This window comes from Burkholderia lata (assembly GCF_902499335.1).
Taxonomy (GTDB): Bacteria; Pseudomonadota; Gammaproteobacteria; order Burkholderiales; family Burkholderiaceae; genus Burkholderia; species Burkholderia lata_B.
Genome location: NZ_CABVQK010000004.1, coordinates 420,857 through 434,154, shown reverse-complemented (window position 1 = coordinate 434,154; position 13,298 = coordinate 420,857). Strand labels below are relative to the sequence as shown.

The following is a 13,298-nucleotide window of genomic DNA, read 5'->3' as shown; positions in this document are numbered from 1 at the left end:
TTGAGTGGTGTAACGATAGTGCGCGCAGGCGTGGCAGACAAGCGGGGGAATTAGACCGGCGCTTCTAGGCCGGTGCAGCGTTGGGTGCCGCGTGCCGTGACGCGCGGCCGGCAGGATTTACCTGCCGCCGGCCAGCGCGAGCACTTCGGCGGCGGAGATCATCGCGGCCGCGTTCGCGGGCGCCGGGCGTTCGGCCGGGCGGAAGACTTCGTCGCCACGGTGGATCACCTGTCGCGACAGCGCGCAGGTGCCGGTGCGTTGCGCGAAGCGGCGGCGCCAGCGCTGTTCACCGTAGTGGCAGCGGCCGGGTTCGACCCAGCGGACGACGAGCAGCGTATCGGAACGTTCGAGGATTTCGACGTGGACGTCGGCGGGATCGAGCGCAGGCAGGGATTTGGAGGCCTTCATTTTGCCGTTTCCTAAAGCTCGTGCGGTTCGGCCGTGGCAGTGGATGTCACTACCCGATGGCGAATCCGTAGCGGTTTCCATGAGTGGTGCGCTAAATGTAAGCGTCTGTGACCGGAAAAAACATCCTGTCTGGCTCAAATTACCTTTTGCCGATTTAGAAACAATCCAAGCTTATTTTCTTGGAAACCACAGACAAAAACGCCCCGGACGCGAAGTCCGGGGCGGGAAATCGGCCTGCGCGCCGTGTCTGCTCGCCCAGTCACGGAGCCCATCGCCGGGGGACGGAGGTGCCCGCAGGGACCGAACGCGGGCGGGGAGGCGATGGACCGGAAGCGCAGTCCGGTACGCCATGATGGCGCGCGCATCCCGTTGAGACCCTGACGTGAACATGACTTTTTTGTCAGTTTGGTGCGGCGTAGCGCCCGGACGTATGCGAATGAACGGCTGGATGGCCCGCCGGTATTGGGCGTGCGCGGATCTCGGGACACGCTCTCGGGCGCCGTCGAGCGCTAGATCCTTGCTCGACCGCCCGATTTCCCCACCCGGGTAAATACTGAATCCCGATTCCGTGACAAAAGCGAATTCACTTCCTATGATTGGTTGGACCTTTAGTCCTTTGTGCCAATCGGCCGACGGGTGGCCGGCTTTTTCGGGAGAGTTGCTCATGAGATTGCAGGGCAAGCGCGCGCTGGTCACGGCGGCCGGGCAGGGTATCGGGCGCGCGACCGCGCTGCGGTTCGCGAGCGAGGGCGCCGACGTGCTGGCGACCGACATCAACGAAGCCGCGCTCGCGCGGCTCGAGGCCGACGCGGAACGCGCGGGCGGCCGGCTGACCACGCGGCGGCTCGACGTGACCGATGCGCAGGACGTCGCGGCGCTCGCCGCAAGCGAGCGCGCGTTCGACGTGCTGTTCAACTGCGCGGGCTTCGTGCATCACGGCTCGATCCTCGACTGCGACGACGACGCATGGGCGTTCTCGATGAACCTGAACGTCACGTCGATGTACCGGCTGATCCGCGCGCTGCTGCCCGCGATGCTCGAGGCAGGCGGCGCGTCGATCATCAATATGGCGTCGGCCGCGTCGAGCGTGAAGGGCGTGCCGAACCGCTTCGTCTACGGCACGACCAAGGCGGCCGTGATCGGCCTGACCAAGGCGGTGGCCGCCGATTTCGTCGAGCGGGGCATCCGCTGCAACGCGATCTGCCCGGGCACGATCGAATCGCCGTCGCTGGAGCAGCGCATCGCGGACCAGGCGCGCACGCGCCACGTGTCGACCGACGAGGTGCGCCAGGCGTTCGTGGCACGCCAGCCGATCGGCCGTATCGGCAGCGCGGAAGAAGTGGCCGCGCTCGCGCTGTACCTCGCATCCGACGAAGCGTCGTTCACGACCGGCGCGATCCACCTGATCGACGGCGGTTGGTCGAACTGACCACACTTTCTCCTTCACTTTCCGTTTCCGCACGACACGACATGAAACTGCTGAGATTTGGCGACAAACACCATGAAAAGCCGGGCCTGCTCGATGCGCAGGGCCACATTCGCGACCTGTCCGGCGTGATCGACGACATCGCCGGCGCCGCGCTGGAGCCAGCCTCGCTCGCACGGCTGCGCGACATTCCGCCGTCGTCGCTGCCGCTCGTCGAAGGCACGCCGCGGCTTGGCGCGTGCGTCGGCCGCGTCGGCAAGTTCATCTGCATCGGGCTCAACTATTCCGACCACGCGGCCGAATCGGGGATGGAGGTGCCGAAGGAGCCCGTCGTGTTCGGCAAGTGGACGAGCGCGATCTCGGGGCCGAACGACGACGTCGAGATTCCGCGCGGCTCGGAGAAGACCGACTGGGAAGTCGAACTCGGCGTGGTGATCGGCCAGGGCGGCCGCTATATCGCGGAAGCCGACGCGCTGTCGCACGTCGCCGGCTACTGCGTCGTGAACGACGTGTCGGAGCGCGAATTCCAGCTCGAACGCGGCGGCACGTGGGACAAGGGCAAGGGCAACGACACGTTCGGCCCGCTCGGCCCGTGGCTCGTGACGGCCGACGAAGTGCCCGATCCGCACGCGCTGCGGCTGTGGCTCGACGTCGACGGCCATCGCTACCAGAATGGCACGACCGCGACGATGGTGTTCCGCGTGCCGCACCTGATCAGCTACCTGAGCCGCTTCATGAGCCTGCAGCCGGGCGACGTGATTTCGACCGGCACGCCGCCGGGTGTCGGTCTCGGGCAGAAGCCGCCCGTCTATCTGCGCGCCGGGCAGGTGATCACGCTCGGCATCGACGGGCTCGGCGAGCAACGCCAGCGCACCGTGCAGGCCTGAATTCCTTTCGCGGACGATTCGCCATGCCTATCATTCGATCGATGCGCGTCCTCGACGTGCGCTTCCCGACCTCGCGCCAGCTCGACGGTTCCGATGCGATGAACCCGGACCCCGATTATTCGGCGGCCTACGTCGTGCTCGAAACCGACCGCGACGGGCTCGAAGGTCACGGGCTCACGTTCACCATCGGGCGCGGCAACGAGATCTGCTGCGCGGCGATCGACGCGATGCGTCACCTCGTCGTCGGCCTCGACCTTGACTGGATCCGCGCGGACATGGGCCGCTTCTGGCGGCACGTCACGTCGGACAGCCAGTTGCGCTGGATCGGCCCCGACAAGGGGGCGATCCACCTGGCGACGGGCGCCGTCGTCAATGCGGTGTGGGATCTGTGGGCGAAAACCGAACGCAAGCCGCTGTGGCGGCTCGTGGCCGACATGAGTCCCGAGGAGCTGGTGCGCGCGATCGACTTCCGCTACCTGACCGACTGCCTGACGCCGGACGAAGCGCTCGACCTGCTGCGCCGGCAGGCTCCGGCCAAGGCCGAGCGGATCGCGCTGCTCGAGCGCGACGGCTACCCGTGCTACACGACGTCGGCCGGCTGGCTCGGCTACAGCGACGACAAGCTGCGGCGCCTGTGCCGCGAAGCCGTCGAAGCCGGGTTCGAGTACGTGAAGCTGAAGGTCGGCGCGAACCTGGAAGACGACATTCGCCGCGTGACGATCGCGCGCGAAGTGATCGGCCCGGACCGCAAGCTGATGATCGACGCGAACCAGGTGTGGGAAGTCGACGAAGCGATCGACTGGGTGCGCGAGCTGGCGTTCGCGCGGCCGTGGTTCATCGAGGAGCCGACGAGCCCGGACGACGTCGAAGGGCATCGCAAGATCCGCGACGCGATCGCGCCCGTGCAGGTCGCGACCGGCGAGATGTGCCAGAACCGCGTGCTGTTCAAGCAGTTCATCGCACGCGGTGCGATCGACGTCGTGCAGATCGATGCGTGCCGGCTCGGCGGCGTGAACGAGATTCTCGCGGTGATGCTGATGGCCGCGAAGTACGGGCTGCCCGTGTGCCCGCATGCGGGCGGCGTCGGCCTGTGCGAGTACGTGCAGCATCTGTCGATGATCGACTACATCTGCATTGCCGGCACGAAGGAAGGGCGCGTGACCGAATACGTCGATCACCTGCACGAGCATTTCGTCGAACCGTGCGTCGTGCGCGGCGCGGCGTACATGCCGCCGACGGCGCCCGGTTTCTCGATCGAGATGAAACCCGAATCGCTGGAGCAATACCGGTTCCGCGGCTGACACGCGTTGAGCGTGCCGACAACATGAACGACGGAGACGTGAAGTGGATTTGAACCTGCAACACAAGGTCGTGATCGTGACCGGCGGCGCGTCCGGCATCGGCGCCGCGATCTCGATGCGGCTTGCCGAAGAAGGCGCGATTCCGGTGGTGTTCGCGCGCCACGCGCCCGACGATGCGTTCTGGCGCGCACTCGTGCAGAAGCAGCCGCGTGCCGCGTGCATCTCGGTCGAATTGCAGGACGATGCGCAATGCCGCGATGCGGTTGCGGAAACGATCACGCGCTTCGGCCGGCTCGACGGCCTGGTCAACAACGCGGGCGTCAACGACAGCATCGGGCTCGATGCCGGGCGCGACGCGTTCGTCGCATCGCTCGAGCGCAACCTGATCCACTACTACGTGATGGCGCATTACTGCGTGCCGCACCTGAAGTCGACGCGCGGCGCGATCGTCAATCTCTCGTCGAAGACGGCCGTGACCGGGCAGGGCAACACGAGCGGTTATTGCGCATCGAAGGGCGCGCAGCTCGCATTGACGCGCGAATGGGCCGTCGCGTTGCGCGACGACGGCGTGCGCGTGAATGCGGTGATTCCGGCCGAGGTGATGACGCCGCTGTACCGGAACTGGCTCGCCGGCTTCGACGACCCCGATGCGAAGCTGGCCGGCATTGCGGGCAAGGTGCCGCTCGGCAAGCGCTTCACGACGGCCGACGAAATCGCCGATACGGCCGTGTTCCTGCTGTCGGAACGCGCATCGCACACGACGGGCCAGTGGCTGTTCGTCGACGGCGGCTACACGCATCTCGACCGTGCGATCAGCTGAGGGCAGCGATCCATGCAACCCGACCTGAACCCGAACACCGCGCCGCCGCTGATTGCGTTGACCGGCATCGGCAAGCGCTTTCCGGGCGTGCAGGCGCTCGACGACTGCCGTTTCGACCTGCGTGCCGGCGAAGTGCATGCGCTGATGGGCGAGAACGGCGCCGGCAAGTCGACGCTGATGAAGATCCTGGCGGGCGTCTACCAGCGCGACGACGGCGAGATCCGGATGGACGGCCGCGCGGTGGAGATCGCCGATCCGCGCGCGGCGCAGGCGCTCGGGATCGGCATCATCCATCAGGAACTGAACCTGATGAACCACCTGAGCGTTGCGCAGAACATCTTCATCGGCCGCGAGCCGCGCGGCCGCTTCGGCGTGTTCGTCGACGAAGCGGCACTCAACCGCGACGCGGCTGCGATCTTCGCGCGGATGCGCCTTGATCTCGACCCGCGCACGCCGGTTGGCCGGCTTACGGTGGCGAAGCAGCAGATGGTCGAGATCGCGAAGGCGCTGTCGTTCGACTCGCGCGTGCTGATCATGGACGAGCCGACCGCCGCGCTCAACAACGCGGAGATCGCCGAGCTGTTCCGCATCATCGGCGACTTGCGCAAGCACGGTGTCGGCATCGTCTACATCTCGCACAAGATGGACGAGCTGCGCCAGATCGCCGATCGCGTGACCGTGATGCGCGACGGCAAGTACGTCGCGACCGTGCCGATGGCGGACACGTCGATGGACGCGATCATCGCGATGATGGTCGGCCGCCAGCTCGCCACCGAATCCCGCACGCCGCCCGATACGTCCTCGAACGACGTCGCGCTCGAAGTGCGCGGGCTGTCGCGCGGCCGCGCGATTCGCGATGTCGGCTTCACGCTGCGGCGCGGCGAGATTCTCGGCTTCGCCGGGTTGATGGGTGCGGGCCGCACCGAGGTCGCGCGCGCGGTGTTCGGCGCGGACCCGGTCGACGCGGGCAAGATTCGCGTGCACGGCAAGACCGTGACGATCCGCACGCCGGCCGACGCGGTGAAGCATGGTATCGGCTACCTGTCCGAGGATCGCAAGCACTTCGGGCTCGCGGTCGGGATGGACGTACAGAACAACATCGCGCTGTCGAGCATGCGCCGCTTCGTGCGCCGCGGCGTGTTTCTGGATGCGCGTGCGCTGCGCGACACGGCGCAGTCGTACGTCCGGCAGCTCGCGATCCGCACGCCGTCGGTGGCGCAGCCGGCGCGGCTCCTGTCGGGCGGCAACCAGCAGAAGATCGTGATCGCGAAATGGCTGCTGCGCGACTGCGACATCCTGTTCTTCGACGAGCCGACGCGCGGCATCGACGTCGGCGCGAAAATCGAGATCTACAAGCTGCTCGACGCGCTCGCCGCCGACGGCAAGGCGATCGTGATGATCTCGTCGGAACTGCCCGAGGTGCTGCGCATGAGCCACCGGATTCTCGTGATGTGCGAAGGGCGCGTGACCGGCGAATTGCGCGCGGCCGACGCCACGCAGGAAAAGATCATGCAGCTCGCGACGCAGCGCGAGTCGACCGTATTGTCCTGATTCAGCCCCTACGATCATGTCCAACGATACGCATCCCGTTCCACCTCTCGCTACCGGCGACACACCGCCCGGCGCATCCGGCTTCCGAGCGCGCTTCTTCAACCCGGCCGCGCGCCAGAAGCTGCTCGCGTTCGCGAGCCTCGTGCTGCTGATCGTGTTCTTCAGCATCGCGTCGCCGAACTTCCTCGAAGTCGACAACCTCGTCACGATCCTGCAGGCCACCGCGGTGAACGGCGTGCTGGCCGTCGCCTGTACGTACGTGATCATCACGTCGGGCATCGACCTGTCGGTCGGCACGCTGATGACGTTCTGCGCGGTGATGACCGGCGTCGTGCTGACGAAGTGGGGGATGCCGCTGCCGCTCGGGATCCTGGCCGCGCTGTTCTTCGGTGCGCTGTCGGGCAGCGTATCGGGTTTCGTGATCGCGAAGATGAAGGTGCCGCCGTTCATCGCGACGCTCGGCATGATGATGCTGCTCAAGGGGCTGTCGCTCGTGATCTCGGGCACGCGGCCGATCTACTTCAACGACACGCCGGGCTTCACGTCGATCGCGCAGGATTCATTGATCGGCAACCTGATTCCAGCGCTGCCGATTCCGAACGCGGTGCTGATCCTGTTCCTCGTCGCGATCGGCGCGTCGGTCGTGCTGAACCGCACGATCTTCGGCCGCTACACGTTCGCGCTCGGCAGCAACGAGGAAGCGCTGCGGCTGTCGGGCGTGAATGTCGATGCGTGGAAGATCGCGGTCTACACGTTCAGCGGCGCGGTGTGCGGGATCGCCGGGCTGCTGATCGCGTCGCGGCTGAATTCCGCGCAGCCCGCGCTCGGGCAGGGCTACGAGCTCGATGCGATCGCGGCCGTGGTGATCGGCGGCACGTCGCTGTCGGGCGGCGCGGGCAGCATCGTCGGCACGATCATCGGCGCGTTCATCATGAGCGTGCTGACGAACGGCCTGCGCATCATGTCGGTCGCGCAGGAATGGCAGACGGTCGTGACGGGCGTGATCATCATCCTCGCCGTCTATGTCGATATCCTGCGCCGACGGCGCCGTTGATACATGCAGTCACGCGGGCATGTGCTTCACCGCCGGTTCCGGCCGGCGTTCCAGTCGTTCCAGTCGTTTTAGTCGATACGAAAAAAGGAGACGCGAAGTGATCAGGAGCAAGGTGTTGAACGCGATCGTCGGGCTGACGTTCGCCGTCGGCGTCACGGCCGGCGCGCAGGCGCAGGAAACCTACATCCCGCTGATCTCGAAGGGCTTCCAGCATCAGTTCTGGCAGGCCGTGAAATCGGGCGCGATGCAGGCCGCGAAGGACTACAAGGTGAAAGTGACGTTCGAGGGTCCGGAAACCGAGGCGATGGTCGACAAGCAGATCGACATGCTGTCGGCCGCGATCGCGAAGAAACCGGCCGCGCTCGGCTTCGCGGCGCTCGACAGCAAGGCCGCGCTGCCGCTGCTGAAGAAGGCGCAGGCCGAGAAGATTCCGGTGATCGCGTTCGACTCGGGCGTCGACAGCGACATCCCGGTGACGACAGCCGCGACCAACAACAAGGCCGCCGCGTCGCTCGCAGCCGACAAGCTCGCCGCGCTGATCGGCGACGAAGGCGAGGTGGCCGTGGTCGCGCACGACCAGACGAGCCGCACCGGCATCGACCGCCGCGACGGTTTTCTCGAACGGATGAAGTCGGCGCACCCGAAGGTGCAGGTCGTGACCGTGCAGTACGGCGAAGGCGACCAGCTGAAGTCGACCGAGGTGACGAAGTCGATCCTGCAGGCGTATCCGAAGCTCAAGGGGCTGTTCGGCACCAACGAGGGCTCGGCGATCGGCGTGGTCAACGGCGTGCGCGAGATGAAGCGCAAGGTCGTGATCGTCGGTTACGATTCCGGCAAGCAGCAGAAGTACGCGATCCGCAGCGGGCTGATGGCCGGCGCGATCACGCAGAACCCGATCGGGATCGGCTACAAGACGGTCGAGGCAGCCGTGAAGGCGATCAAGGGCGAGAAGCTGCCGAAGGTCATCGATACCGGTTTCTACTGGTACGACAAGACCAATATCGACGATCCGAAGATCGCGGCGGTGCTGTACGACTGAACGTTGCGTCGCCGCCGCCGCGGCGACCGGACACGAGGGCATCATGGGCGCAGTGCGTATCGATTCCCATCAGCACTTCTGGCGCTATCGCGCCGCCGATTACCCGTGGATCGGCCCCGGGATGGGGGTGCTCGCGCGCGACTACCTGCCCGACGCGCTGTGGCCGCTGATGCATGCGCAGGCGCTCGGCGCGTCGATCGCGGTGCAGGCGCGCGCCGGGCGCGACGAGACGGCGTTCCTGCTCGATCTCGCGCGCGACGATGCGCACATCGCGGCGGTGGTCGGTTGGGAGGATCTCGCCGCGCCGGAGCTCGCCGATCGTGTTGCCGAATGGCGCAGCCCGAAGCTGCGCGGCTTCCGTCACCAGGTGCAGGACGAAGCCGATGCCGGTGCGTTCGTCGCGGAGCCGGGCTTCAACCGCGGCATCGCGTGGCTGCAGGCGAACGGCTATGTGTACGACGTGCTCGTGTTCGAGCGCCAGTTGCGGGACGTGTGGGTATTTTGTACGCGGCACGACGCGCACTGGCTCGTGCTCGATCACGCTGGCAAGCCAGCACTCGCCGATTTCGAGCGCGACGACACCGCGCTCGCGCGCTGGCGCGCCGCGTTGCGCGAGCTGGGCGCGCTGCCGCATGTCGCATGCAAGCTGTCGGGGCTCGTGACCGAGGCTGACTGGAAGCGCGGCCTGCGCGGGAAGGACGTCCGGCATATCGAGCAGTGTCTCGACGCGGCGCTCGACGCGTTCGGCCCGCAGCGGCTGATGTTCGGGTCGGACTGGCCCGTGTGCCTGCTGGCCGCGTCGTATGACGAAGTCGCGTCGATCATCGAACGCTGGGCCGAATCGCGGCTGTCGGCGGCCGAGCGCAACGCGCTGTGGGGCGGTACCGCCGCGCGATGCTATGCGGTGCCGGGCGCGATGAAGCGCGGCATATAAAATAGGCGCGAACGGTCTGTCCGATTCGTCAGACCGTCCGGAACGAAACCGATCACCTGCCTCAACGTATGTCCATCCAGCCGATTCAGAACCGCCGCCTCTACCAGCAGATCGCCGACAAGCTCAGTGCGATGATCGAGTCCGGCGATTTTCCGCCGGGCAGCTACCTGCCGCCCGAGCGCGAACTGGCCGAACAGTTCGGCGTGTCGCGCACGTCGGTGCGCGAGGCGCTGATCGCGCTCGAAGTGAGCGGGCTCGTGAGCGTGCGCGTCGGCGACGGCGTGAAGGTGCGCCACCCCGAACCGGCCGCCGCGCCCGAACCCGCGCCCGACCTTGCGGAGAAGGCCACGCCGTTCACGATCATCGAGATCGATCCCGAACTCGGCATCGCACTCGACCTCGATACCGAAATCCCGCCGTTCGCGCTGCTGCAGGCGCGCCGGCTGATCGAGCCGGAAGCGGCGTCGCTGGCCGCGAAGCACGGCTCGGACGAGCAGATCGAAGGGATCCACGAGGCGTTCCTGCGCAACCAGGAAGACAATCGCAGCGGCTCGCTCACGCATCCGGGCGACCGGCTGTTTCATATCCGCATCGCGGAAGCGAGCGACAACGCCGCGTATGCGCTGATGATCAAGCAGTTGCTCGCGCACAAGTACGACCTGATGTTTCAGCGGCTGCAGTCGCTGTACATGCCGAACGACATGCCGCACCGGTCGGAACTCGAACACCGCGCGATCCTGGATGCGATCCGTGCGCGCGACCCGGACGCCGCGCGCCGCGCGATGGCCGAGCATCTCGACGAAGTGATCCGCATCTTCGGCCGCGCGCTCGACTGAGCGCGCGTTGACGCGTTGCCGGGTCAGAAGCGATCCGCGCGATACGGCGCCGGATCGGTGAACGGCGCTTCGCCCGTCATCATCTCGGCCAGCAGGCGGCCGGTAACGGGGCCGAGCGTCAGCCCGTGATGGTTGTGGCCGAACGAGAACCACAGCCCGCGATGCGCGGGCGCGGGGCCGATCACCGGGCGCATGTCGGGCGTGCACGGCCGAAAGCCGAGCCACGGTTGCGGGTCCAGCCGCTCGCCGAAACCGAACACGGGGCGCGCGACGCGTTCCGCGCGTTCGAGCTGCACGCCGGTCGGCGGCACGCCGCGCCGCGCGATCTCGACGCCGGTCGTCAGCCGCAGCCCGCGCTTCATCGGTGCGATCACGTAACCGTATTCGCGATCGACGATCGGTGCCGACGGCACGCCGCGCGAGGACGGCGCGTAGTGCATGTGATAGCCGCGCTTCTCGCGCAGCGGGATCTTGTAGCCGAACTTGCCGAACACCGTGTCTGACCACGGGCCGAGCGCGACGACCACGGCCGGCGCGGCGGCCATCCCGTCCTGCGTGCTGACCTGCCAGCCCGGCGACAGGGCGTCGAGGCTCGCGGCATCGCCCGTCAGCAGCGTGCCGCCGCCTTGCACGAAGAGGTGTGCATACGCTTTGACGAGCGCGGACGGGTCGACGACGCTTTTGGGATCGAGCCAGTGCAGCGCGCCACAGAAGCCGGGCGCGAGGCTCGGTTCGTGCGCGCTCAGTGCGGCAGCATCGAGCGGCGTGATGCCGAGCCCGTGGCGGCGCGCGGAGAGTCCGGCTTCGGCCACGCCGCGCTCGAATGCGGCCGGCGTGCGGAACGCCTCCAGCCAGCCGTTCGCGCGGATGAGCTCGCCGGCGCCGGCCCGCGCGATCAGCGCGTCGTGCTCGACGATGCAGCGCTCGATCAGCGGCAGCATGTCGCGCGACGCGGCCGCGTGACGCAGCGGCGCCGATTCCCACCAGAAACGTGCAAGCCATGGCGCGAACGCGGGCAGCGATGCGCTGTGCCAGTAGAGATCGGTCGAGCGGTTCAGCGCATAGCGCATCAGCGTGAACGGGCTGCGCGGGAACGGATACGGCTCGACCGATGAGCGCTCGATCAGCCCCGCGTTACCGAAGCTCGTGCCTTCGCCGGGCGCGCCGCGATCGACGAGGGCGACCTTGCGCCCGCGATCCTGCAGGTGGAGTGCTGCGGAGACGCCGACGATGCCAGCGCCGAGAACGATGACGTCGAAATCCATCGATGGTGGTGAAAGACGGTTAGCGGTGCGCGCAGCCATGATGCGGAGCGTGCACCCAGGTTGGAGATCGTTCGAACTGCAAGGATACTCGCGGTGGGGCGGGGGACCAAGAGGGCCGAGCGCGGCATCCCATGGCGCGCAATGCAGATAGTCCGGCCGGCATCGATGTGCAGGCGTGCGTCGGGCGAGTGCGCACGCCGGTCGTGGGTGACGGTTATCGACAGTCGGGTGTCAAAGCGTGATGCCGTGCGCAGCCAGGCGACTGCGTAGTTCATCGAGCTCGGCGTGCGAGACTGCGGTCAGTCGGGACCGGATGCGCGGCTCGGTCAGGATTTCGCGGTGACGGATACCGGGAGACGTCCACATGGAGACGGGATTTGCGAGCCATCGAGCGAGCATCGTGCGAAGTTCGTCTTCGCGAGCGGCGGAAGGCGCGTCCTGTTCGGTGGCCAGCGCGATGCAGACGAGGCTGTCCCACTGGTCCCGCGAGCACACCGCGAGCGCTGCATGGCGATCGCCGTATCGGTCGAGCATGGTCCGGATCTGTTCCAGTGTCACGAATGCGCCCAGTTCGCACAGACGCACGCCGGTCTTGCGTACCCGGCGCGCGGGGTCGAACAGTGCGCGTGCCGCGATGTCGTCCTTGTCGGACGGCGATGTCCTGGTGAGCAGGGCAAGCGCATGCGCGCGGATGTGCGCGCGATCGTCGTTGCCATAGCCGTCAAGCACGGCGGCCGCTTCAGGCGCGCTAAGCTCAGTAAGCAGCGACAGGCCGGCACGAATCTGCACGGAGGAGAGCGTGCCTGCTGCCAGCGTTGCGCGGCATCTGCCGGCGACGTCGCAGCCATGTTCGACGAGCAGTCGGGCCGCGGCGGACCGCAGGCTTCCTTGAGAGTCGAATATCGCCCGCCAAAGGAACGGCTCGTTGCCGGCATCGACCCGGGTACCGGCAACGAACGCGAATACGGCATAGCGAACCGGCCCGAACGGGGAGCGGGAGGCGAGATCGATGCAGTGTTCGCGCCGGAGTGCCGGTACGCGATCGAGCATCTCGACTGCGCGCCGGGCGAGCACGATGTCGCCGGACGTCAGGCCGCGTTCCACCATGTCGGCGACCGGCAGGAGCTGGTGGTCGAACGCCACCTGGCAGGCCGTGCGCTTCAGCCGGAAGTCGCTGCCGTCCATGGCGTCGACGATCGCGGCGAGGCCACCTGCCTGCACGAGCCGTTGTTCGAATTCGTGTAGCCACGGCTGGTGGTTTTCGCGCGTGGCGGACATAAGGGCGCGAAGCGTGGGAAGCACGGCAACGAAGTGCGCGGCGGGTACGATCGCCAGCAGCGCGACCAGCGCACTTGTCGCAGCTCGCCGGACTTCGGGCACCCAGTCGTTGACACGCGCGGCGATGGGTTCGAGCAGCGCTGCGTCGCCGAGTTCGACGGCCCGTGCTAGCGCGGCTTCCCGGACATAGCCCGAGTAGTGCGCGATCCATTTCGAAATGAGCCCGACATCGGCGCTGTTCGAAATCGTCTCGAGTGCCGTGTGCAACGGTACGGGTTGGGCGTATCCCAGATAAACCGATTTTTGGGGAGTCGTCGAAGCCGGCCGTGCTCCGAAGATTTTTTCAATGAGTGTCATTCTCGTTATCGACTTGCGGTGGTCTGCGGCAATTCTACGTGAGCGACGGATGTGCTATGCGTTGCTGCGCTGTCGTCGTGGGGCATGTTCGACGAAAACTTGCACGATCGGCATCGCCTGCGTTTGCGGATAAGTACCGCCG

12 protein-coding genes are annotated in these 13,298 nt (G+C 66.8%); 9 read left to right on the top strand and 3 right to left on the bottom strand.

Translation table 11 applies throughout. The annotated features are described in order from the left end of the window. Nucleotides 1-117: 117 nt before the first annotated feature. Nucleotides 118-408 carry a DUF3331 domain-containing protein gene (locus BCO18175_RS12540; protein WP_039366241.1) on the bottom strand — a complete coding sequence of 97 codons (291 nt, stop codon included), beginning with the start codon at nucleotides 406-408 and terminating at the stop codon, nucleotides 118-120. A gap of 664 nt (nucleotides 409-1,072) precedes the next feature. Here BCO18175_RS12540 and BCO18175_RS12535 point away from each other — a divergent pair. The 9 genes from BCO18175_RS12535 to BCO18175_RS12495 all read left to right on the top strand — a co-directional run bounded on the left by BCO18175_RS12535 (nucleotide 1,073) and on the right by BCO18175_RS12495 (nucleotide 10,256). After that, a complete protein-coding gene (locus BCO18175_RS12535; protein ID WP_174981065.1) occupies nucleotides 1,073-1,837 on the top strand; it encodes an SDR family oxidoreductase in 765 nt (254 codons plus the stop codon). Nucleotides 1,838-1,878: 41 nt separating this feature from the next. Next, nucleotides 1,879-2,721 carry an ureidoglycolate lyase gene (locus BCO18175_RS12530; protein WP_174970190.1) on the top strand — a complete coding sequence of 281 codons (843 nt, stop codon included), beginning with the start codon at nucleotides 1,879-1,881 and terminating at the stop codon, nucleotides 2,719-2,721. Nucleotides 2,722-2,744: 23 nt separating this feature from the next. Next, nucleotides 2,745-4,022, top strand: coding sequence for an L-fuconate dehydratase (locus BCO18175_RS12525; RefSeq protein WP_174981063.1), 1,278 nt, complete (start codon nucleotides 2,745-2,747; stop codon nucleotides 4,020-4,022). A 43-nt stretch (nucleotides 4,023-4,065) separates the two neighbouring features. After that, nucleotides 4,066-4,842 (top strand): SDR family oxidoreductase, encoded by a 777-nt coding sequence (locus BCO18175_RS12520; protein ID WP_174981060.1) that lies wholly within the window; start codon nucleotides 4,066-4,068, stop codon nucleotides 4,840-4,842. 12 nt (nucleotides 4,843-4,854) lie between these two features. Beyond that, the gene (locus BCO18175_RS12515) at nucleotides 4,855-6,393 is read left to right on the top strand and encodes a sugar ABC transporter ATP-binding protein (protein ID WP_174981058.1); all 1,539 of its coding nucleotides are present in this window, start codon (nucleotides 4,855-4,857) and stop codon (nucleotides 6,391-6,393) included. A gap of 16 nt (nucleotides 6,394-6,409) precedes the next feature. After that, nucleotides 6,410-7,447 (top strand): ABC transporter permease, encoded by a 1,038-nt coding sequence (locus BCO18175_RS12510; RefSeq protein ID WP_174981055.1) that lies wholly within the window; start codon nucleotides 6,410-6,412, stop codon nucleotides 7,445-7,447. A 97-nt stretch (nucleotides 7,448-7,544) separates the two neighbouring features. Beyond that, complete coding sequence (locus tag BCO18175_RS12505; RefSeq protein ID WP_174981053.1) at nucleotides 7,545-8,486, top strand: ABC transporter substrate-binding protein; 942 nt, start codon at nucleotides 7,545-7,547, stop codon at nucleotides 8,484-8,486. Nucleotides 8,487-8,529: 43 nt separating this feature from the next. Further along, the gene (locus BCO18175_RS12500) at nucleotides 8,530-9,420 is read left to right on the top strand and encodes an amidohydrolase family protein (protein WP_174981051.1); all 891 of its coding nucleotides are present in this window, start codon (nucleotides 8,530-8,532) and stop codon (nucleotides 9,418-9,420) included. A 68-nt stretch (nucleotides 9,421-9,488) separates the two neighbouring features. Next, nucleotides 9,489-10,256, top strand: coding sequence for a FadR/GntR family transcriptional regulator (locus tag BCO18175_RS12495; RefSeq protein ID WP_174981049.1), 768 nt, complete (start codon nucleotides 9,489-9,491; stop codon nucleotides 10,254-10,256). A gap of 23 nt (nucleotides 10,257-10,279) precedes the next feature. On the opposite strand, the gene BCO18175_RS12490 is transcribed toward BCO18175_RS12495, so the two are convergent. Both BCO18175_RS12490 and BCO18175_RS12485 read right to left on the bottom strand, forming a co-directional pair. After that, on the bottom strand, nucleotides 10,280-11,521 hold the full coding sequence (locus BCO18175_RS12490) for an NAD(P)/FAD-dependent oxidoreductase (protein ID WP_174981047.1): 1,242 nt from the start codon (nucleotides 11,519-11,521) through the stop codon (nucleotides 10,280-10,282). A gap of 231 nt (nucleotides 11,522-11,752) precedes the next feature. Then, on the bottom strand, nucleotides 11,753-13,156 hold the full coding sequence (locus BCO18175_RS12485; protein ID WP_174981045.1) for a hypothetical protein: 1,404 nt from the start codon (nucleotides 13,154-13,156) through the stop codon (nucleotides 11,753-11,755). Nucleotides 13,157-13,298 lie beyond the last annotated feature (142 nt).